The organism is Haloarcula pelagica, assembly GCF_030127105.1.
GTDB lineage: Archaea > Halobacteriota > Halobacteria > Halobacteriales > Haloarculaceae > Haloarcula > Haloarcula pelagica.
This window is the reverse complement of sequence record NZ_CP126162.1, coordinates 180,847-203,471: the sequence shown is the minus strand read 5'-3', so window position 1 is coordinate 203,471 and position 22,625 is coordinate 180,847. Positions and strand designations below refer to the sequence as shown.

The following is a 22,625-nucleotide window of genomic DNA, read 5'->3' as shown; positions in this document are numbered from 1 at the left end:
CTACCAATCATGAAAGCAATCGTCCAGACAGGCCCCAAGTCAGTGGAGATCCAGGAGCGCGAGCGACCGACAGTGGCCGCCGACGAGGTACTGGTGAAAGTCCACACTGCGGGCCTCTGTGGCAGTGATGCACACGCATACAAGTACGACGGCGGGTACGAGTGGATCCCGATTCCGCGGATCATGGGCCACGAGTACTCGGGTGAGGTCGCGGCGGTCGGCGACGATGTCGAGGGGTTCGCCGAAGGCGACAACGTGATCGAGGAACCGATCCACGACTGTGGCCACTGTTTCCAGTGTAAGAACGGCCAGCCCAACGTCTGCCAGAACTTCTCGATCACGGGGATGCACCGTGACGGGGCCTACGCCGAGTACGTCGCCGTGGCACCCGAGCACATCCACGCGGTCCCGGACGGCGTCCCGCTTCGTCACGCCGCCATCACGGAACCGACGAGTATCGCGACGCGTGCGGTGCTCGACCAGTCGGTGACGACGCCGGGCGACAACGTGCTCGTCGAGGGTCCCGGCCCGATCGGGGTCCTCGTGGCTGCGGTCGCGGACTCGCTGGGCGCCAACGTCGTGGTCTCGGGGCTCGATCAGGACGCCAGCTACCGCCTGCCGTTGCTCGACGATCTGGGTATTTCGACGGTCAACGCGCAGTCGGTGGATCTCGGTGAGGTGACCGAGCGCCACACCGACGGGATCGGGTTCGATGTCGTGTTCGATTCGACCGGTCACCACTCCGGTATCGGGACGGCGAACGACCACGTCCGGAAGGGCGGGCAGGTCGTCGTCGTCGGCATTCCCAACGACACCAGCCAGGTGACGCTGACCTCGACCGTCCGGGGTGAGATCGACATCAACACGTCCTACGGGTCGACGTGGACCAACTTCGAACAGGCGCTCCGGCTGATGGAGCGCGGCGAGATCGCGGTCGAGGAGATCCTCGATACGTCCTACTCGGTCGACGACCCGTCGGCGGCGTTCGAGGCGTTTCTCGCCTCCGAGACCTGTAAACCCGTCTTCCAGTTCAGCTGACCACGACACCGGCAGTGGCGAACGCGGACGAACAGTGGCAACTCTTTCATTCGATCGGTCAGCTCTGACAGAAAGACTTTAGCCACATCGCACGGTCGTACTAGCGTACGATGGAGATTACAGGCGTTTCAGCCACGAAAGTCAGCAACGAGTCCTGGGGCGAGTTCATCGAGTTCCCCCTCGTCACGATCATGTCGAAGTACGAGGAGTACAGGAACGTCGACGGCGAGAACCCACAGGCCCGCCGGAAGTGGATGGGGCCGGTCGGGGATGTCGTCGTCGAAGTCGAGACCGACGCGGGCATCACCGGCGTCGGCGTCGGCAACTGGGGCAGTGGCGCCATCGCCACCGTCGTCGAGGAGACCCTCTCGAAACTCGTCGTCGGCGAAGACCCGATGCGCCGTGAGCACCTCTGGGAGCAGATGTACCGCGCGACCCTGCCCTTCGGCCGCAAGGGCGTCGCCGTCATGGCGATCAGCGCTGTCGACCAGGCGCTGTGGGACATCGCCGGCAAGGAGGCCGGCAAGCCCGTCTACGAGCTACTGGGCGGCCCCACCAAAGACGAGATCCCGGCCTACGCGTCGAACCTCCACCCCGTCGACATGGACAAGTTAGAGCGCGAGGCCATCCAGTACGCCGAAGCAGGGTTCGACGCGATGAAACTCCGCTTCCTCCACGGCCCCGAGGACGGCCGGTCGGGCATGGAGAAAAACGAGGAGATCGTCGCCACAGTGCGTGATGCCGTCGGCCACGAGATCGACATCGCGGGCGACGCATACATGGGCTGGTCGGTGAAGTATGCTAAGGAGATGACCCAGCGCCTCGGGAAGTACGACATGGCCTGGGTCGAGGAGCCGGTCATCGCCGACGACATCGACGGCTACGCCGAGGTCCGGGAGGCCGCGCCGATGCCCATCTCCGGCGGCGAACACGAGTTCACCCGTTGGGGCCACGAGGAACTGCTCGAACGCGACGCCGTCGATATCCTCCAGCCCGACGTGGGCCGGGTCGGCGGGATCACGGAACTCCGGAAGGTCGCGGACATGGCCGAGGTCCACGACGTGCCGGTGATCCCCCACGCCGGGACGAACCCGACGCTCCACGCCATCGCGGGCCACACCAACATGCCGATGGCCGAGTACTTCCCGACGCCCGAGTGGTTCCAGGAGCGACAGGAGCAACAGGAGTCGACGTACGCCGACGCCATCTTCCAGAATCCGCCCTCGCCCGAGGACGGGTCGATCCCGCTGCCCGACGACCCCGGTGTCAGCACGCAACTGAACCACGAGGCGCTGGACCACTTCGCGATCGAGTAACGATGACGGACATCAAATTCGAGTACAACGTTCCCGTCTTCGCGGGTGCGCCCGACGCTGGCGACGACGAGCCGGTTCACCGAGACACGCCCGAATACGAGGCGCTGGACTGGGAGACGACCCGTCGCGGTATCGAGAAAGCCGAGGAACTGGGCTTCGACGCCGCGTGGGCGCCCGACCACCTGATGCTGGGCCGGGACCGCGCGGAGTACGAGTGCTGGACGCTCCTGTCGGCGATGGCCGGCTTCACCGACGAGATGAACATCGGCTCACTCGTGCTCTGTAACGACTACCGTAACCCCGCGCTGGTCGCGAAGATGGCGGCCACGCTGGACGTAATCTCCGAAGGGCGGCTCGAACTGGGCCTCGGTGCGGGCTGGCACGAACCGGAGTACGACGCCTACGGCTGGGAGTACCGCGACGGGTTCGAGCGGCTGATGCGGCTGGACGAGTCGATCCGGCTGATGAAACGGATGTGGGACGCCGGCGGCGACGGCGCGAGTTTCGACGGCGACCACTACCAGATCGAGGACGCCGCCTGTGCGCCGACACCCGTTCAGGACCCACATCCCGAGATTCTGGTCGGCGGGCAGGGCGAGCAGGTGACGCTGAAACTGGTCGCGAAACACGCGGATGGCTGGAACACGGACGTGTTCAACGGCGATGTCGAGACGCTGGAACACAAGATCGGCGTCATCGAAGACCACTGTGAGACCGTCGGGCGTGACCCCGCCGACATCGAATACTCCTGGGACGGTCACGTCATCTGTACCCGCGACGAAGAGAAGTTCGACCGCCTCGTCGACCTGATGACACCGATCCAGTTCGAGGCGGAGTATCAGGACCAGGCGCCGATACGGACCGAGGAGGACGCCCGCGAGTACTTCGTCATGGGAACGCCCGAAGAGTGTGCGGAGGCAATCGAAGCGCGGATCGAGGCCGGCGTCACCAAGTTCCAGTGTTGGTTCATCGACTTCCCGGACACCGAGGGGATGGAACTGTTCGCCGACGAGGTCATGCCGGAGTTCCGGTGACGACGCTTCGGTCAGCGATCCTCGTCGAGCGCGGGGAGGATCCGGGTTGACGCCGTGTCACCGTCCCCGTCGAGGTGGAAGCACACCCAGTGTCCGGGTGAACCGCTCTCTCGCCGTTCCGGTTCTGGCGGGCCCCGCAGGCCCAGTCACCCATCGGGCACCGGCCCGTCTCTCTCGATCGCTGCAGTTTGGTCTGCCGGAGCGTAGAGCGCGTCGGACGCTGGAATCGAGTCCACTAGTACGATATACCCGGACTGCTTCCGGTAGTAGCGGAAAAGGTTTTGTAGAAGCGTTCGAGACATGTGGTATGAGCACAGATGTCCCGGTCAAAGCGGCGAAAGTCTCGCTGGAGATCGTCGAGACACTTCGCGAGCGCGACGGTGCCGGTGTCTCGGAGGTAGCGGACGCTCTGGACAAACCCACCAGCACTGTCCACGACCACCTCCGGACGCTGGAACACGAGCAGTATCTGGTCAAGGAGGGGGATCAGTACCACGTGAGCACTCGGTTCCTGCAGTTGGGTGACCAGGCTCGGTCCCGAAAGAAGGTGTTCAAGATCGCCCGTCCGGAGGTGGAGGAACTGGCAGAGAAAACCGGCGAGCACTCGAATCTGATGATAGAAGAACACGGACTCGGTGTGTTCCTCTACCGGGTACGCGGGCCCGATGCGGTCCAACTGGACACCCACGCGGGGATGCGGGTTCCACTCCAGACTACGGCGCTCGGCAAGACGATCATGGCGTTTCGCCCCCGAGCCGAAGTCGAGGCGATCGTCGACCGACACGGACTCCCGGCGGTCACGGCCGAGACGATCACCGACGAGGCCGACCTGTACGAGACACTCGAACAGGTCCGAGAGCGAGGGTACGCGTACGACGACGAGGAGCGAGTCAAGGGGATGCGGTGTGTCGCGGCCCCGATCATGGACCAGAACGACCGTGCGATCGCCGCCGTGAGCGTCTCCGGACCGAAAAGCCGGATGCAGGAGGACCGCTTTACCGACGAGATCCCCTCCCAGATCTTACGCAGCGCGAACGTCATCGAAGTGAACCTGACGTATTCGTAGCTGGCTGGAATCACAACAGTTAGGTTCGAGGGATCGGCAGTACACGTCGATGCAGTTCGTTCGATACACCACCGGTAGCGGCCCGGAGTGGGGCGTCCGCCGTGACGAGGAGATCGTCCCGCTGTCGGGGCTCAGAGAGGACGTGACGTACCAACAGCTCACCGATCCTGGATTCCTCCGGGTCGTCGAGGACGCTGTCGACGCGATGGCCGACCACGCCGTCCCCGTCGCGGACGCGAAACTGCTCGCGCCGGTTCCCCGGCCGGGCAAGATCATCTGTGTCGGGCTGAACTACCACGACCACGCCGAAGAACAGGACGAAGACATCCCCGAGCGGCCGCTGCTGTTCGGCAAGTCCGCCACTGCGGTCACCAATCCCGGCGATCCCATCGTCCACCCCGAAGAACTCGACGAAGTGGACTTCGAGGTCGAACTCGGCGTGGTTATCGGCCGGACGGCGAAGGATGTCTCGACCGAGGAGGCGCGCGAGTACGTCGCGGGCTACACGGCGATCAACGACGTGAGCGGACGTGACGCGCAGTTCGACGACGGACAGTTCTTCCGGGGCAAGAGCTACGACACCTTCGCACCGATGGGGCCGACGCTGGTGCCGGACGACCGACTCGACCCGGGGAATCTGGACGTAGCGTGTCGGGTCAACGGCGAGACGATGCAGGCCTCGAACACCGAGGAGTTCATCTTCGGCGTCGAAGAAGTCGTCTCCTACATCAGCGGTATCACGACGCTGCGGCCCGGGGATGTCATCTCGACGGGCACGCCCGGTGGGGTCGGCATCTTCCGTGACCCGCCGGAACTGCTCGAACCCGGCGACACCGTCGACGTAGAGATCGACGGCATCGGGACGCTGACCAACCCCGTCGTCGCCAGAGACTGACCACTGCGTACCGGCGGGCAGTCTCCGACGGCAGTATTCACGTGAGTCACGTGTCGGTGACAGACCCTGTAGATGGGAGAGCGAGGTCCGAGAAATATAAACTCAAAAACTCTTGAAAAAGTCTAGTGAGCGTAAATATGAACGTAGATTTTCGATATCTGATTTTCGATGGATACTCGTGACACTATTTTGGCGAATACCTCCCAGAAGTGGTCGCCGACCCCACGGTGATCTGTGCAGAGAGGCGGAAGATAAATATAACCGGCAACATCGCCGCGACTACGCACACAGTCGTCTCCCGCCGGACCGCTGTCTGGCGGTCCAGAAAACTTATACCGAAACTGGTCACACCACAGTGATGGGTCCCGGTTCCCGCTCCGCAGTCCCCTCCCATCCCCTGTGCGCACCCGCCGGGGCCCGACTGACCACCCGTTTCAGCGCCGGCCACGGGCGCGACGGTAGCATGGCGTGCCCGTGGTTCGGCGACTCCATCTCCGGTTTCCGAGTGTCTCTCAGTCGTGACTGGACTCGAAGCAGCCCCTTCTTACCGTCTCTCGGACCGGTGTTCGATCGAGGACGTGATGCAGCAATTACATCTACGCTGGGCCGCGTAGAGGCACCTGCCAGAGCAGGGCACCGTGTTCTGCCTGGCAGTGCTGTCAGAGGCACACGGGGACTGGCCCTATCGACCGGGGCGATGGGGCCGGCGACCGTTATGAGCCGTGCTTGCCGCCCGCGTATCGATTCGCAGGAACCCAGCCCGCGACCGAAACCGTACTCGAACGGGTCGCTAGCTACTGTTTTTCGGGGGTGACAGTGAACGCGAACAGTTCGATAGGGGTGTGTCGTGACCTACCCGTCGCACGGGATCGACGGTCTGCGCTCGCCCGCACCGCTCCTATCTCGATCGCACAACCCCTATAGCGACGAAGCGACTAGCGGAGAGCCGATGGACGATTCGCTTTCCGAACAGACCGAACCACACGTCTACACGGCCCCCCGGACGGATATTTCGCACGATCAGGGGGGGTTTCGGATCCACTTCAACTTTCCCGGCCGAGCGGTCCCCAACCACGAGGATCACGGCTACGGACCGCTGGCGACTGTCGTCGAGTCGTTCATGGATCCGGGGACACTGATCCGGATGCACCAGCACCGCAACGAGGAGATCGTCTCGTGGGTGCCCGACGGTGTGATGCGCCACGACGATCGCCAGGGCAACGAGTTGGTCACCGACTCCGACCACCTGCTGGTGATGAACGCCGGCAGCGGCTTCTGGCACGCCGAGGAGACGCTCGCGGACGATCCACCGTTGCGGATGCTCCAGATCTTCGTCCGCCCGGACAGCCTCGGCCTCGAACCGGACATCCAGCACGAGCCGATCCCCGACCCCGCCGCGAACGAGTGGCGCCAGCTGTTCGGCCCCGAGGGGACCGACGCTCCGCTGACCGTTCGTAACGCTGTCGAGTGCTACGACTGCCGACTCGACGCCGGTGCGACGGTCACGCTCCCCTCTCGGTCGGGCTGGCACACTTACCTGTACGTCTTCGACGGAGCGGTCGCCATCGGCGACGAGTCCGTCGGGTACACCGAGAGCGCAGTCGTGACCGACGGTCGCGACGTAACCGTCACCGCAACCGAGGCCGCGACCGTCGTCGCGTTCGGTATCGACCCCGACGCCCCGGTCACGCGCCAGGGGACGATCGGTCGCTGAGCCACTCAGGAACCGCACACCGAACGTCGAATACCCGCTCTTGGGCCGAAAGCCGACGCAAACCCTCGAAAAAGAATTTTCTACAGGGAATATCGAATCCAAATCTGCGAAGAAGTGTAGACGATAGCCGTGTTCGAGATGTAGACACCGAAAACCGAAACTCGTACCGGGAATCCACTCACAAATTCGTCCCTACTGGTGTGAGTAGCCGACAGCTCTCGCTCGATACAGCGTCAATCTGATCCTTTCGGATAGTACTGACCACACTCCTCACACGAGAACTCGAAATTGTTGTACACTGTTGCGACTGACATGGTGGCGTCACAGTTTGGGCACCGCATCACGAGATCATATATTTCGACAATACATATATTTTTGTAAGACAATCGTCGAAATCGTTCGCCGAGCGGCGACAGCCGTCAGAGCTAGCAGACGCCGCTGTGGCGGTTCACCGAAAGAGATGTAAGGGTGGCAGACCGTCTTTCGCGGGATGGCAACAACACTGAACTACATTAACGGAGAGTGGACAGAATCCGAGAGCGGGGAGACTCACACGAACTACAATCCGGCGGACACGACAGCGGCTATCGGGGAGGTACAGTCGTCGACGGCCGCCGACGCCCAGCGCGCGATCGCCGCTGCGGACGAGGCAGCCAGCGAGTGGGCGGCCACGCCGGGTCCGGAACGCGGTGCCGTGTTGCGCGAGACGGGCGACCTGCTGGCAGAACGAAAGGAGTCGCTGGTCGAAACCCTCGTCAGCGAGGAGGGAAAGACTCGGGCCGAGGCCGCTGGTGAGGTCCAGCGTGCGATCGATATCTTCCACTACTACGCGGGCAAGGCGGCCGACATCGGTGGCGAGATCAAGGAGAGCAGCGCGCGCGATACCACGCTGTCTGTCCGTGAGGAACCGGTCGGCGTGGTCGCGGCCATCACGCCGTGGAACTACCCCATCGCCATCCCCGCGTGGAAGGTCGCACCGGCGCTTGCGGCGGGCAACACCGTCGTCCTCAAACCCGCGACGGTCGCGGGGATCACCGGCTCGAAACTGGTCGAGGCACTCGACGACGCGGGACTCCCCGACGGTGTGCTCAACTTCGTCACGGGATCGGGCAGTGTCGTCGGCGGGGAACTCTCTACCGACGAGCGCGTCGACGCCGTCTCGTTCACCGGGTCGGAGACGGTCGGCGACATCGTGTATCAGGACGCCGCCGACGACCAGAAGCGCGTGCAACTGGAGATGGGCGGGAAGAACCCGACGGTGGTCGCCGAGGACGCCGACATCGACGAGGCCGTCGAGATCGTCGGCGCCGGCGCCTTCGGCGTCACCGGTCAGGCCTGTACCGCCTGCTCGCGGGCGATCGTCCACGAGTCGGTCTACGACGAGTTCGTGTCCGGTATCGTCGAGTACGCCGAGTCGCTCGATGTCGGGCCGGGGCTGACAGACCCCGACATGGGGCCACAGGTCACCCAGGCCGAACTTGACGGGACGCTTGAGTACATCGACATCGCCCGGGAGGAGGGTGCACAGCTCGCTACCGGCGGCTCGCGGCTCACCGGCGGCGACTACGACGACGGGTACTTCGTCGAGCCGACGGTCTTTAGCGACGTAGACCCAGAGATGCGCATTGCCCAGGAAGAGGTGTTCGGCCCGGTGCTGTCGGTTATTCCCGTCAGTGGTTTCGAGGAGGCGCTGGACGTGGCCAACGGCGTCGAGCAGGGGCTCTCGGCCAGCATCGTGACCGAGAACCTCCGGAAGGCCCACCGCTTCGTCGACGAGGCGGAGGCCGGTGTGGTGAAAACCAACGAGAAGACGACCGGACTCGAACTCCACGTCCCCTTCGGCGGCATGAAGGCGTCGTCGAGTGAGACCTACCGCGAACAGGGCGACGCGGGACTAGACTTCTACACCATCACCAAGACGGTCTACCTCAACTACTGAGCCGCTCCCGCGGTCGACTGCCGTTTTCCGTTTCGCAGTGTCTCGGTCCGCCGTTCGTCGTCATTGTCGACTAGTCGTTCATCTATCGTGGCCACTAGTACTCGATTACCGAATTACTGTTCGATATTGTGGGACGACTTCCGTCATTGCGGCACGAAACGAACCGTGCCAGGGGGGAGCCGACGTGTCTCTGAGAACGCCGAATTAGCTCGATAGCGGGTGCAACTCCCGTGTGAACAATGTACATGCCGAAGAGAGTAACGAATGTACGCTTGTTATTCAAAGCGTTCCACAATCTGGAACGTAATGCTACCATGTCGCAATAGAATCCACCTACGTCGAAGCGTGGCCGGGGTCGGAACTGGCGAGCGGGCTGCCGTGACCACAATATTTTTGTAACATTGGCTATCACTCTGACAGTATGAGGTATCACCAGTTAAGCGACGGTTCCGACAGCCGGCTGGCGGTCTCCGGCGAGCAGGGGATCTACGACCTGACAGCCGCGAAACCGCGACTGTCGTCGCTCCGCGATCTCTTCCGGGCAGCAAGCCTCGCCGACCAGTCACCCGACGCCATCGCGTCCCGGCAGCTCGACGACGCGACGGAGCTGTCGCCCCAGCGTCTCGAAGAACAGCGACGGGTACCCGTCGACGCCGACGAGGTGTGGGCGGCCGGCGTGACCTACGAAATCAGCGAACAGGCCCGCCGGCAGGAGAGTACGATGCCGGAGATTTATCTCGACGTGTACGATGCCGACCGGCCGGAGATATTCTTCAAATCGACGCCGAGTCGGACGGTGGGTCCGGGCGAGCAGGTCGGCATCAGGGCGGACTCGGAGTGGGACGTTCCCGAACCCGAACTCGGTGTGGTCCTCTACGAGGGCGAGACGGTCGGCTACACCGTCGGCAACGATATGAGCAGCCGGTCCCTCGAAGGACGGAATCCGCTGTACCTGCCACAGGCGAAGGTCTACGACCGGTGTTGTTCCCTCGGGCCGAGCGTGGTGACCGACATCGAGGACCCCCACTCGCTGTCGCTGTCGATGTCGATCCACCGGGACGGTGAGACGGTCTACAGCGACGAGACGAACACCGGGGAGATGATACGGAGCTGTGAAGAGCTGGTCTCGTGCTACCGAGACCACAACGCCGTCCCGGAGGTTTCGGTGCTGCTCACCGGGACCTCGTTGGTCCCGGAAGACGGGTTCACGCTTCAGGAGGGCGACCACGTCGAGATCGCGATCGAAGATATCGGAGAGCTTCACAACGAAGTCACGACGGTGTGAGCAGGTCGGGGGTGGTCGCAGGCCGTCCGGTCAGCGGCGCGAACGGGCGATAGCGCGTTGTCTGCGCCGGTTTTCGGCTCTCACTCTCGAAAACGTTTTGAGTGTCGGTGTGTATTCCCCGGTGTCGCATGAACTACGCAGACCTGCGAGACCCCAACGCTGAATACACCATGCGTGACCTCTCGGCCGAGACGATGGGCCTCACCCAGTCCCGGGACGAGCGGCGCGACGTGGAGATCACCGACGTACAGACGGTCATCGTTGACGGCAACTACCCGTGGACGCTGGTCCGAGTGTACACCGATGCCGGCGTCGTCGGGAACGGCGAGGCCTACTGGGGGGGTGCGCTCCCGGAGATCATCGACCGGCTCAAACCCTTCGTCGTCGGCGAGAATCCGCTGGACATCGACCGCCTCTACGAGCACATGGTCCAGAAGATGTCCGGTGAGGGCTCTATCGGCGGGAAAGACATCGCGGCGATCTCCGGCGTCGAGATCGCCCTCCACGACGCGGCCGGCAAGATTCTCGATGTCCCGGCGTACCAACTGCTGGGCGGCAAGTACCGCGACGAGGTCCGCACCTACTGTGACTGTCACACCGAGGACGAGGCCGACCCGGAGGCCTGTGCCGACGAGGCCGAGCGCGTGGTCGAAGAACTGGGCTACGACGCGCTGAAGTTCGACCTCGACGTGCCCTCCGGACACGAGAAAGACCGCGCGAACCGCCACCTCCGCCAGCCCGAGATCGACCACAAGGCCGAGATCGTCCGGCGTGTCACAGAGCGCGTCGGCGACAAGGCCGACGCCGCTTTCGACTGTCACTGGGCGTTCGCCAGCGGGAGCGCCAAACGACTCGCGCGCGAACTCGAACAGTACGATGTCTGGTGGCTCGAAGACCCAGTCCCCCCGGAGAATCACGATGTCCAGCGTGAGGTGACACAGTCGACGGGCACGCCCATCGCTGTCGGGGAGAACGTCTACCGAACCCACGGCCAGCGTCGACTGCTCACCGAACAGGCCGTGGACATCGTCGCGCCCGACTGCCCGAAGGTCGGCGGGATGCGCGAGACGGCGAAGATCGCCACGCTCGCGGACATGTTCTACATCCCGGTGGCGATGCACAACGTCTCCTCGCCGATCGGGACGATGGCGTCGGCCCACGTCGGTGCGGCCATCCCCAACTCTCTGGCCGTCGAGTACCACTCCTACGAACTGGGCTGGTGGGAAGACCTCGTCGAGGAGGACAATCTCATCGAGGGCGGTTACATGGGGATCCCCGAAGAGCCCGGGCTGGGACTGACCCTGGATCTAGACGCCGTCGAGGCTCATCTCGCCGACGGTCAGGAACTGTTCGACGAGGCGTGACACGAGCAGGCAGACACACCCCATTCCACACGACCAGGGACTCCGAGCAGCCCACACACCCACACGCCTCGTTGTAGGCGTTCTGCGGACCCGGCCCGGCGAACCCGATTCGACGCGGCCCGCGCTGGGTGGCATCCGATACGTGGCGGTAGAATCGAACACCACGTCTCTCACTCACGTTACGTTGCTCCGGCACCCGGCAGACCGTTCTTTCGACGGAGCTGCATGACTGGTTCTCACACGATTTGCGTTACCTTTATGTACTATTAGGTGTACTCGGATAGTGTATGGTAAAACGTGACAGTTCAGACGTGTCGATGGACCGACGGAAGTACCTCGCCGCACTCGGTGTCGGTGCCGCAGCCAGTATCGCTGGCTGTGGCGGCGACGGGGGTTCGGGCGGTTCAGGCGGCTCGGGTGGCGACGGCGGCTCGGGTGGGTCCGGTGGTTCTGACGGCGGAAGTGGCAGTTCCGACGGGTCGAGCGGTCAGCAGTGGGACGGCGAACTCGAAGTCCTCCACGGCTGGGCCGGCGGTGACGGCGAGGCGGCAGTCAACGCTCTCATCGAGGTGTTCCAGGAGGCGTACCCCGAGATGTCGACGAACTTCCAGGCTGTCGGGGCCAGCGCGAACGTCAACCTGAACGCGACAATCCTCCGGCGGATGGTCAACGGCAACCCGATGAGTTCCTTCGCCAACTGGCCGGGGCAGAACCTCGAACGGTACCGCGGGAACCTCATGGACCTCGAAGCGGATGTCTGGGACGCCGAGGGGTACAAGGACGTGATGCAACAGCGGGCCATCGAACTCAACACCTTCAACGGGAAGATGCCCGCCGTGCCGCTCGGTTCCCACCGGATGAACAACCTTTTCTACAACATCTCGGCGTTCGAAGAGGCCGGTATCGATCCCGACAGCCTCGACAGCGTCGAGGCGTTGATGAGCGCGCTCGACACCCTCCAGTCCGAAACCGATATCGTCCCGATGGGGCAGGCGATGGTTGCCCCATGGACGGTGCTCCAACTGTGGGCACAGGTGCTCATGGGACAGTCTGGTATCGACGCCTACATGGACTTCATCGAGGGCAACGGTGACCGCGGGATGATGATCGAGGCCCTGGAGACCGTCCGTGACATCCAACAGAACTACATCACCGACGACGCGTCCACGTCCAGTTTCACCGACATGGGCGGGAAGATGATCAACGGCGAGGTCGCCTGTATGCACCAGGGCAACTGGCTCGCGGGCCAGTTCCGCGTCGACGACTCGTTCAACTATCAGGAACACTGGGACTGGGTCCCCTTCCCGGGAACCGAGGGCACCTACACCTACCACATCGACTCCATCGTCGCGCCCGCGAACAACCCGACTCGGGAAGAGACAATCGCGTGGCAGAAGTTCGTCGGGACGAAGGAGGCCCAGATCGCCTACAACAACCTCAAAGGCTCCGTCCCGCTGCGGACCGACGTGGACCCGGGCGAACTGGGCGACTTCATCGCGATGACCTACGAGGACCTGACCAGTTCGGACCGCTACCCGCCGACCATCGCCCACGGACTGGCGGTACCGCCGGAGCAACTCGGGGCGTGCCGGACGGCGCTGAGCAACAACATGATGGGGCCGTACGACGTTGAAGCCGCTGCCGACGCGCTGCTGGACGCCGTCACCGGATAGTCGATCCGGTACCTACACGTTTTATTACATAGGAGTGAATCCACTACAGCTATGGGTACGCACGAAACCACAGAGACGACGACACAGTCGTCCGAGGAAGTCGACTGGGAGACGAGACTCAGGTACTTCCTCAACAGCGACTTCGTCCGGTCGTCGCCGTTCTGGGGCATCCCCCTCTTCATCATGGGAGTCGCCGTCTACGGTGGGATGGGGTTCAACATCGCCATCTCGCTGACCGACGCCAGAGGGTTGACCCCGCCGGACTACAGCAACCTCGATCTGGAGATGTACGGACAGGTCCTGGGCAACGAGGCCTTCCTCACGGCCGCACAGAACAACCTCGTCTTGCTCGTGGTCTTTACCACGATCTGTCTGTTCCTCGGGCTGTTCCTCGCCATCCTGCTCGATCAGGGCATCCGTTACAACAACACCGTACAGACCATCTACCTGCTGCCGATGAGCCTCTCGTTCGTCATCACGGCACAGATGTGGCTCTGGATGTTCAACACCAACAACGGGCTGTTGAACATCATCGTGACGACACTCGGGTTCGAACCGGTCCAGTGGATCGGGAACCCGAGCATCGCGCTGGGATCGGTCATCTTCGCCCTCATCTGGCAGTTCAGCGGCTACACGATGGTCGTCTACCTCGCGGGGCTGCGGTCCCTGCCCGACGACCAGTTCGAGGCCGCTCGCGTCGACGGCGCGAGCACGATCAAGACCTACCTCCGTATCATCGTCCCCCAGATGAAGGAAGCCTCGGTCAGCGCGGCCGTAGTCTTGATGGTCTTCGCGCTGAAGGCCTTTACCTTCCTGTACTCGCTGACCGGACGCTACCGGCCACCCAACGGGACGGACATCCTGGCGACGCTGATGGTCCGTGAAGCGTTCAAGTTCGGGAAGTGGGCCTACGCCGCCAGCATCGCGACGTACCTCCTCATCCTCGCGCTCGGGGTCATCGCGCCGTATCTCTACTACCAGTACAGACAGGGGAGCCTCTGATATGTCACAGTCAACACCTGATTCGACCTTCGACGTTGCATCGCTCGTCGAGGACGTGAGCCTGAAACGCATCGGCCAGTACGTACTGGTCATCGTCTTCATCGGCTTCTTCCTCTCGCCGCTACAGACCGGTCTCATGACCGCGTTCAAGACCAACGAGGCCGTCGCGCGGTCGATCCCGCTCGCACCGCCGAGCGCGACCGGCTTCACGCTCGGGAACCTTGAGTTCGCGCTCGAACAACTCTCGGGCGCCTTCTTCAACTCGCTGTTCATGGCGATCCCGGCCACCATCGGGAGCGTCCTGTTCGGGAGTATGGCCGCCTACGGCCTGACGATGGTCCGCTGGCGCGGACAGATGGCGGTCCTGATCCTGTTCCTCGTCGGTATCTTCCTGCCCTACCAGGCCGTGCTGGTCCCGCTCGCGCGGTTCTGGAACAACATCTTCCCGCTCGCGTCCATGCTGGCACCGACGTTTGGCTCTCTCCCGGTCGTCCAGTCGTACCACGCGAACCTGGTCCCACTGATGATCACCCACATCGCGTACGGCATTCCCATCTGTACGATCCTGTTCCGGTCGTACTACCAGAGCCTCCCCAGTTCGCTGGTCGAGGCGGCGAAGATCGACGGCGCCTCGATCTCGAAGATCTACCGCCGTGTCATCCTCCCCATCTCGAAGCCGATGTTCGGTGTCGTCTTCATCTACCAGTTCACCCAGATATACAACGAGTTCCTGTTCGCGTTCACGCTCATCACCGGGTCGGACACGCCCGAGGCCGTCGTGACGCTCATCCTCCCCGCCGTCGGGGCGTCGACCTCCGGCGTCGACTTCGGGATCCGGATGTCCGCGTCGTTCCTCGCGGCGATCCCGACGCTGCTCATCTACGTCGCGTTCGCCGAGCAGTTCGCGAAGGGTCTGCAGACGGAGGGAGGTGCCTGAGATGGGCGAGATCACTATCGACAGTCTGACCAAGCAGTTCGGCGATACCACCGCCGTCGACGATCTCTCGATCGAGATCGAGGACGGCGAGTTCCTCGTGCTAGTCGGCCCGTCGGGCTGTGGGAAGTCCACCACGCTTCGCTGTCTGGCTGGCCTGGAGACGCCCACGTCCGGTGACATCTACATCGCCGACGACCACATGAACTTCCGCGTGCCCCAGAACCGCGACATCGCCATGGTGTTCCAGGACTACGCGCTCTATCCCCACATGACCATCCGGGAGAACGTCCGGTTCGGGCTGGAGGAAGAGTCGGGCTACACCGACGCCGAGCGCGAGGAGCGCGTCGAGGAGATCGCCGCGATGCTGGGCATCGAGGACCTGCTCGAACGCAAGCCCGAGGAGCTTTCGGGCGGGCAACAACAGCGGGTCGCGCTGGGACGGGCGATCGTCCGGGACCCCGAGGTGTTCCTGATGGACGAGCCGCTCTCGAACCTGGACGCGAAACTCCGCGCGGAGATGCGCACCGAACTCCAGCAACTCCAGGAGCAGTTCGGCGTCACGACCGTCTACGTCACCCACAACCAGACCGAGGCGATGACGATGTCCGACCGCATCGCCGTGATGGACGACGGGGAACTCCAGCAGGTGGGCAAACCCCTCGAACTGTACCACGCGCCCGCGAACCGCTTCGTCGCGGGCTTTATCGGCGAGCCGATGATGAACTTCCTCACCGGCACCGTCAGGCGCGGGACCTTCGACGGCCAGTTCGTCGAGTACCCCTTCGACGGCGATATCCGGGAGGCCGTTGGGGGTGTCGACGAGGTGGTGCTGGGTATCCGCCCGGAGGACGTTTCCATCGCCCCGGCCGAGGAGTACGACACCCCCCTCCAGGATCACGAGTTCCCGATGGAGGTGAGCGTCGTCGAGCCACACGGCGACCAGAACGTCGTCCACCTGCACCACACCGCGGACACGGAGGGGACGGAACTGGTGCACGCCCTGACCAGTGGCACCGACATCGTCGAGTCCGGCCAGTCGGTCGTCGCGACACTGGACCCCGACGACATCCACGTCTTCGACGCCGCAAGCGGCGAGGCGTTGCACACGCGCCGACTGGCCGCGGCCACGGAGGTGACGAACGTCTAATGTCCCGACTGATACTCGACGACGTGACGAAGGTGTTCGAGGACGGCGACGAGGAGATCGTCGCGGTCGACGACATCTCTGTCGAGATTCCCGACGGCGAGTTCCTCGTGCTGGTCGGCCCGTCGGGCTGTGGGAAGTCCACCACCCTGCGGATGATCGCCGGGCTGGAGACGATCACCGACGGCGAGATCCGCCTCGACGATTCGGTCCAGAACGACGTGCGGACCCAGGATCGGGACATCGCGATGGTGTTCCAGTCCTACGCGCTGTACCCGCACAAGACCGCCCGCGGGAACATGTCGTTCGGGCTGGAGGAGGCGACCGACCTCTCGGACGCCGAGATCGACGACCGGGTCACCGAAGCCGCCTCGATGATGGGCATCGAGGGCCTCCTCGATCGCCTCCCCGGCGAACTGTCGGGCGGCCAGCAACAGCGGGTCGCGCTGGGACGGGCCATCGTCCGGGACCCCGAGGTGTTCCTGATGGACGAACCGCTCTCGAACCTGGACGCGAAACTCCGCGCGGAGATGCGCACCGAACTCCAGCAACTCCAGCAGCAACTCGGCGTGACGACCGTCTACGTCACCCACGACCAGACCGAGGCGATGACGATGTCCGACCGCATCGCCGTGATGAACGACGGGAAACTCCAGCAGGTCGGTCGGCCCTTGGAGCTGTACCACGAGCCGGCGAACCTCTTTGTCGCCCAGTTCATCGGCGAGCCGTCGATGAATTTCCTCACCGGCAGGCGCGAGGGGTCGTCGTTCGTCACCGACCGCATCCAGTATCCCCTCCCCATGGACATCGCCGACGCCGTCGGCGACGCGACGGATCTCGTCTTTGGCATCCGCCCGGAGGACATCGAGATCGGCGAGTCCGCCGACAACCCCGCCCACGAGTTCGAGATGACCGCCACCGTCGTCGAACCGATGGGCAACCAGAACGTCGTCCACCTGGAGTTCCCCGGTGAGACGGAGGGAACAGAGGACCTCGTCGCGACTACCGAGGGGATGAAACAGGTCGACGCCGGCGAGACCGTCCGTGTCTACATTCCCCCGGAGACCGTCCACGTCTTCGACGCCGCCAGCGGCGAGGCGCTCCACAACCGCCAACTGGAGTTCGCCGAGCAGGAACTGCGGCTGTAAGGTCGCCGGCCCCTCTCGGCGTGTTTCTGCGACTCGAACTCACCTGCTGCTTTTCACCACACCGACTCAGGAGAGAACTCGACTGACCGGGGTCGCCCGGTCGCCGGCGTGTCGACTGCGGTCAGAACGCGCTGTCCGCGAATCCACCGTCGACGGTGAGCACCTCGCCCGTGACGAACGACGCGGCGTCGCTTGCGAGGAAGACCGCTGCGCCGACGATCTCCTCGCGGTCGGCGACCCGCCCCAGCGGCGTCCGGTCGTCGATCTCGGCCCGTTTCTCGGTCCCCTCGGCGTACGTGTCGGCGTTCTGTGGCGTGATGACGAACCCGGGTGCGATCGCGTTGACGCGCACTTCCGGGGCCAGTTCCTTTGCCGACGCGCGCGTGAACGACTCAACGCCGCCTTTGGCCGCCGCGTAGGCCGGCAGGTCCGCCATCGCCAACCGCGCCGCAAGCGAGGAGATGTTGACGACCGCTCCGTCGCCGTCCATCCCGGGGACGAGCGCCTGGGTCACCCGACGGACGCCGTCCAGCGCCACGTCGGTGACGAACTCCCAGGACTCGTCGTCGATACCCAGCACCGACTCCCGGGAGATCGCGCCCTGTGAGGCGACGACAGCGTCGATACCGCCCAGTTCCGCCTGGGCCGTCTCCCGCAGCGCGTCGAGCGTCTCGCGCTCGGTCACGTCACAGGTCACTCGGGCCGTATCGACGCCGTACTCCTCGATGGCGTCGGCCGTCTCACTGACGGCGTCCTCGCTGCGACTGGTCGCGATCACGTCTGCCCCCTCGGCTGCGAACCCGAGGGCGATTGCCTGTCCGATGCCGCTCGTCCCGCCGACGACGACCGCGCGCTTGCCGTCGAGAGAGACTGGTGTGTGGTCGTAGGAGTCCATAGACAGTGGGTCGGCGCGGCCGTATTTTACCTTTGTGGACGGCGACCACGGAACCATAGAATTATTAGTCTCGGTCGAATCCGTACGCGTATGCGTGGCTTAGCAAAAGTGCGTCGTAGCCACGGCGCAATGGAGTTCGTCGACCGGAGTCGCCCGGAGCCAGCGCCCGACGAGGCGCTCGTGGAAGTCGACTACGCGGGGCTCTGTGGCAGCGACGCCGGAATCTACGAGTTCGAATCGGCCTTCGAGCGGATGGAGCTCCCGACAGTCATCGGGCACGAGTACGCCGGGCGCGTCGTCGAGACCGGTGACGCGGTGTCGAAGTTCTCCGTCGGCGACCGCGTCGTCGAGCGCCCGATCCGAGGCTGTGGCGACTGCTACCAGTGTGAGATCGGCGAGTCGAACGTCTGCCAGGACGCGGTCATCACCGGCGTCGACCACGACGGGGCCTACGAGCAGTTCGTCTCCGTCCCGGAGCGTGCGCTCCACCCGGTGCCCGACTCGGTCCCCCAGAAACACGCGGCCGTGGTCGAGCCGACGAGCATCGGCGCCCGGGCGGTCATCGAGAACTCCCGGGTGACCGCGGGCGACCGCGTCCTCGTCGAAGGGCCGGGGCCGATCGGCCTTCTGACCGCACAGATCGCCCGCGCACAGGGCGCGACCGTCGTCGTCTCCGGCGTCGGGCAGGACGCCACCTACCGGCTTCCCCTGGCCGAGGACCTGGGCTTCGAGACGCTCAACATCGCCGAGGACGACGTAGCGGCCCGTCGCGAGTCACTCACCGACGGCGTCGGCTACGACGTGGTGTTCGACACGACCGGCCACCCCTCGGGGCTCCCCTCCGCCGTCGACGAGGTCCGGAAGGGCGGCCAGATCGTCCTGGTCGGCCAGACCGGCGAGACGACCATGGAGTACTCGCCGCTGGTCCGCTCGGAGATCGACCTCCAGTGTTCCTACGCGTCGATGTACGACGACTTCGAGCGCTCGCTGCGCCTGATCGACCGCGGCGCGGTCGACTGCGAGACGTTCGTCGACGACCGGTTCTCGCTGTTAGACGCCGACGAGGCCTTCGAAGCGTTCGTCGGCGGCGAGACCTGCAAGCCGGTCTTCGACGTGTCGGAACTCTACGACTGACGCGCTGACGGTTCGACCGCTCCTTTGGGAAGCTTTTAGCCCGTGCCGCCGGTATCGACGGCCGATGTACGACTGGTTCGACAGCTACGAGGAGCGCGATTGGCAGACCACCACGGAGGGGACCGTCCGCCTCGCCCTGCTGGGGCTTGGCTGGTGGACGATCGACGAGGCGTTGCCCGCGATCGGGAACACGGACCGCTGTGAAGCGACCACGCTCGTCAGCTCCTCGGCGGAGAAGGCCGAGCGGCTGGCCGACGAGAACGGCGTCGACAACGGGATCAGTTACGACGAGTTCCACGACGGAGCCGCGGCCGACGCCTACGACGCGGTGTATCTCGGAACGCCAAACGCCTACCATCTGGAGTACGTCGAGACAGCAGCGGATCTCGGGAAGGCGGTCCTCTGTGAGAAGCCCATGGAGTCGACCGTCGAGCGGGCCGAGGCGATGGTCGACGCCTGCGAGCGGGCGGACGTGCCGCTGATGATCGCCTACCGGATGCACACCGACCCGACCGTCCGCCGGGCGCGGGACCTACTCGACGAGGGGTTCATCGGCGAACCGGTGTCGGTGTACGGCAACAACAGCCAGCCGCTGCTGGAGATGATCCCCGACCACGACCAGTGGCGGCTCGACCCCGATGTCTCGGGCTACGGCACCTCGGTCACCGATCTGGGCATCTACTCGGTAAACACTGCTCGGTTCTTGCTGGACCGGGACCCGGTCGCGGTACAGTCCCGGATGAGTTCCCACCACGAGGCGTTCGCGGACGTGCCCGACGAGCGCTCGGGGTCGCTGCTCGCACTTGAGGGCGACGTGAAGATGGTCACGACGACCAGCCAGAACGCCCACAGGGACACCCAGCTCAAGCTCACCGGCACCGAGGGCCAGATCGATCTGCGGCCGGCGTTTCACGGCACCTGTACCATGCATCTCTCGCGCGGTGACCTCTCGGCGACTATCGAGAACGCGGCGGTCGACTCTCAGCGGGAGATGCGCGAGGAGTTCGACTACTTCGCCGACCGCGTGCTCACCGGTGGGGACATCGTTCCGGACGGCCGCCACGGCCTCCAAGATATGCGGATCATCCAGGCGCTCCACGAGGCCGCCGACACCGGCGACGTGGTCACGCTGGAGTGACGACAACAGTTTTGTAGACCAGTGTCGTTGTCCCGGTATGCCCACGCCAGCTCGAAACCCACTCCAGTCTGTCGCGACGACCTTCGAGATACTCGACGCCTTGAAGACACTGGACGGGGCGGGCGTGACCGAACTCGCACAGCATCTCGACGTGCCAAAGAGCACCGCCCACAACTACCTCAGCACGCTCGAACAGGAGGAGTACGTCGTCAGAGAGGACACCGAGTACCGTGTCGGACTCCGGTTTCTCGAACTCGGTGCGTACGCACGCCACGTGGAGAAACTGTTCGAGATCGCCAAGCCGGAGGTGGATCGCCTGGCCGACGAGACCGGCGAACTCGCCAACTTACTCGTCGAGGAACACGGCCGTGGGACGTATCTCTACCGCGCATACGGCGACCAGGCGGTCCGCGTGAAAGCACACGTCGGGACCCGGGTCCCGCTGCACACGACGGCGCTCGGGAAGGCCATCCTCGCTTTTCTGCCGCCCGGGGAGGTCGACGAGATCGTCGACCGTCACGGGTTGGACGCGCCGACGGACCAGTCGATCGGCACCCGGAGCGAACTCGACGACGCCCTCGCCGAGGTCCGCGAGCAGGGGGTCGCGTTCGACGACGAGGAGCGCATCGACGGCCTGCGCTGTGTGGCCGCGCCGATCAGAGACGACGGCGACGAGGTCATCGGTGCCATCAGTGCGTCCGGCCCGACCAACCGGCTCCGCGGCGAACGGTTCCGCGAGGAACTCGCCGGGAAAGTGCTGGAGGTCGCCAACGTCATCGAACTCAACGTCACCCACTCGTAGGCGACGGTAACACTTATCACTGTCTCGGTCGGGGTTCGTGGTATGCGATTTGGCGTCCTCAGCACGGCGGACATCGGTATCGACTCGGTCATTCCGGGCATCCAGCACAGCGAACACGAAGTCGCGGCCATCTCCTCACGGGACGAGGATCGCGCTGCGGCTGTGGCCGAACGGCTGGGGATCCCCGAGAGCTACGAGGGGTACGACACACTGCTGGCGGACGACTCGCTCGACGCGGTCTACATCCCGTTGCCCAACGGCCACCACGCGGAGTGGGTTCGGGCGGCCGCCGACGCCGGGCTCCACGTCGTCTGTGAGAAACCCCTCACTGCGAGCGCCGCCGAGACCGAAGCGGTCTTCGACTACTGCGAGGAGCGCGGCGTCACTCTCATGGAGGCGTTCATGTACCGCTACCACCCGCTCACCGAGCGGGCCGTCGAGATCGTCGAGTCGGAGCTGGGCGAGGTCCGGAACGTCACGTCGACGTTTACGTTCCGAATGCCCGACGGCGCCGACGACATCCGGCTCGATCCGGACCTGGCCGGCGGTAGTGTGATGGACGTTGGCTGTTACGCCGTCAGCGCCGCACGCCTGTTCCTCGGTGACCCCGAACGGGTGTACGCGACGACCACCGACCGACGGGACTGTGGCGTCGAGACGGAGATGGCGTGTGTCATGGAGTACGGCGACGGCGCGAGCGCTCGCCTCCAGTCCGGCTTCGAGACGCCGCTGACCCAGTACTACCGCGTCGAGACGACCGACGGCTGGCTTCGCGCCGAGCCGACCTTCGACGTTGGCGTCGACAACGCCACGGAGCTGACTTACGGTGTCGGCGAACGCGAAGTGACCGAGCGGTTCGAGCCGGTCGACCACTACCGCCGCGAGATCGAGCACTTTGCCGACTGTGTCGCCGCCGGTGAGACGCCCCGGGTCGACCGCGAGGAGAGCGTCGCCGTGATGCGAACTATCGACGCCATCTACGAGAGCGCACAGCGCGGACAACCGGTCGATCTCGACTGATCGGCGACCTACGGCTCTCGCCATCGGTTCTGAGGGGACACCCTACTCCCTTCGAACGTTCTCACGATACATAGTCGCACA

The 22,625-nt window shown here is 64.4% G+C and carries 19 protein-coding genes; 18 read left to right on the top strand and 1 reads right to left on the bottom strand.

Translation table 11 applies throughout. The features are described 5' to 3' along the window. Positions 1-9: 9 nt before the first annotated feature. The 14 genes from rhcE to P1L40_RS19615 all read left to right on the top strand — a co-directional run bounded on the left by rhcE (position 10) and on the right by P1L40_RS19615 (position 17,555). Positions 10-1,038, top strand: coding sequence for a 2-keto-3-deoxy-L-rhamnonate dehydrogenase (rhcE, locus tag P1L40_RS19680; RefSeq protein ID WP_284011510.1), 1,029 nt, complete (start codon positions 10-12; stop codon positions 1,036-1,038). A 110-nt stretch (positions 1,039-1,148) separates the two neighbouring features. Further along, complete coding sequence (rhcD, locus tag P1L40_RS19675) at positions 1,149-2,354, top strand: L-rhamnonate dehydratase (RefSeq protein ID WP_284011509.1); 1,206 nt, start codon at positions 1,149-1,151, stop codon at positions 2,352-2,354. A 2-nt stretch (positions 2,355-2,356) separates the two neighbouring features. Further along, positions 2,357-3,388 (top strand): LLM class flavin-dependent oxidoreductase, encoded by a 1,032-nt coding sequence (locus tag P1L40_RS19670; protein WP_284011508.1) that lies wholly within the window; start codon positions 2,357-2,359, stop codon positions 3,386-3,388. 307 nt (positions 3,389-3,695) lie between these two features. Continuing rightward, positions 3,696-4,454, top strand: coding sequence for an IclR family transcriptional regulator (locus P1L40_RS19665; RefSeq protein WP_284011507.1), 759 nt, complete (start codon positions 3,696-3,698; stop codon positions 4,452-4,454). A 49-nt stretch (positions 4,455-4,503) separates the two neighbouring features. Further along, positions 4,504-5,349, top strand: coding sequence for a 2,4-diketo-3-deoxy-L-rhamnonate hydrolase (gene rhcF / locus P1L40_RS19660; RefSeq protein ID WP_284011506.1), 846 nt, complete (start codon positions 4,504-4,506; stop codon positions 5,347-5,349). Between the two features lie 949 nt (positions 5,350-6,298). Then, a complete protein-coding gene (locus P1L40_RS19655) occupies positions 6,299-7,063 on the top strand; it encodes a pirin family protein (protein WP_284011505.1) in 765 nt (254 codons plus the stop codon). Between the two features lie 490 nt (positions 7,064-7,553). Next, the gene (gene xacF, locus P1L40_RS19650) at positions 7,554-9,002 is read left to right on the top strand and encodes a 2,5-dioxovalerate dehydrogenase (protein ID WP_284011504.1); all 1,449 of its coding nucleotides are present in this window, start codon (positions 7,554-7,556) and stop codon (positions 9,000-9,002) included. Between the two features lie 421 nt (positions 9,003-9,423). Then, complete coding sequence (locus P1L40_RS19645; protein WP_284011503.1) at positions 9,424-10,287, top strand: fumarylacetoacetate hydrolase family protein; 864 nt, start codon at positions 9,424-9,426, stop codon at positions 10,285-10,287. A gap of 128 nt (positions 10,288-10,415) precedes the next feature. Then, positions 10,416-11,651, top strand: coding sequence for a mandelate racemase/muconate lactonizing enzyme family protein (locus tag P1L40_RS19640; RefSeq protein ID WP_284011502.1), 1,236 nt, complete (start codon positions 10,416-10,418; stop codon positions 11,649-11,651). A gap of 317 nt (positions 11,652-11,968) precedes the next feature. Then, positions 11,969-13,324 carry an ABC transporter substrate-binding protein gene (locus P1L40_RS19635; RefSeq protein ID WP_284011549.1) on the top strand — a complete coding sequence of 452 codons (1,356 nt, stop codon included), beginning with the start codon at positions 11,969-11,971 and terminating at the stop codon, positions 13,322-13,324. A 51-nt stretch (positions 13,325-13,375) separates the two neighbouring features. Then, positions 13,376-14,326, top strand: coding sequence for a carbohydrate ABC transporter permease (locus P1L40_RS19630; protein WP_284011501.1), 951 nt, complete (start codon positions 13,376-13,378; stop codon positions 14,324-14,326). Between the two features lies 1 nt (position 14,327). After that, on the top strand, positions 14,328-15,263 hold the full coding sequence (locus P1L40_RS19625; protein WP_284011500.1) for a carbohydrate ABC transporter permease: 936 nt from the start codon (positions 14,328-14,330) through the stop codon (positions 15,261-15,263). A gap of 1 nt (position 15,264) precedes the next feature. After that, positions 15,265-16,410, top strand: coding sequence for an ABC transporter ATP-binding protein (locus P1L40_RS19620; RefSeq protein WP_284011499.1), 1,146 nt, complete (start codon positions 15,265-15,267; stop codon positions 16,408-16,410). After that, positions 16,410-17,555, top strand: coding sequence for an ABC transporter ATP-binding protein (locus P1L40_RS19615; RefSeq protein WP_284011498.1), 1,146 nt, complete (start codon positions 16,410-16,412; stop codon positions 17,553-17,555). Before P1L40_RS19620 ends, P1L40_RS19615 begins: the two co-directional genes overlap by 1 nt. A gap of 121 nt (positions 17,556-17,676) precedes the next feature. Here the strand turns inward: P1L40_RS19615 and P1L40_RS19610 are convergent, their stop codons facing one another. Next, positions 17,677-18,450 (bottom strand): SDR family NAD(P)-dependent oxidoreductase, encoded by a 774-nt coding sequence (locus tag P1L40_RS19610; RefSeq protein ID WP_284011497.1) that lies wholly within the window; start codon positions 18,448-18,450, stop codon positions 17,677-17,679. A 90-nt stretch (positions 18,451-18,540) separates the two neighbouring features. Between P1L40_RS19610 and P1L40_RS19605 the strand changes: the two genes are divergently transcribed. From P1L40_RS19605 to P1L40_RS19590, 4 genes are all read left to right on the top strand, one after another. Further along, the gene (locus P1L40_RS19605; protein WP_284011496.1) at positions 18,541-19,584 is read left to right on the top strand and encodes a zinc-dependent alcohol dehydrogenase; all 1,044 of its coding nucleotides are present in this window, start codon (positions 18,541-18,543) and stop codon (positions 19,582-19,584) included. Between the two features lie 64 nt (positions 19,585-19,648). Further along, entirely contained in the window at positions 19,649-20,722 is a 1,074-nt protein-coding gene (gfo6, locus tag P1L40_RS19600) for a D-xylose 1-dehydrogenase Gfo6 (protein WP_284011495.1), read from the top strand. A 37-nt stretch (positions 20,723-20,759) separates the two neighbouring features. After that, positions 20,760-21,524 carry an IclR family transcriptional regulator gene (locus P1L40_RS19595; RefSeq protein WP_284011494.1) on the top strand — a complete coding sequence of 255 codons (765 nt, stop codon included), beginning with the start codon at positions 20,760-20,762 and terminating at the stop codon, positions 21,522-21,524. 42 nt (positions 21,525-21,566) lie between these two features. Then, on the top strand, positions 21,567-22,544 hold the full coding sequence (locus tag P1L40_RS19590) for a Gfo/Idh/MocA family protein (RefSeq protein WP_284011493.1): 978 nt from the start codon (positions 21,567-21,569) through the stop codon (positions 22,542-22,544). Positions 22,545-22,625 lie beyond the last annotated feature (81 nt).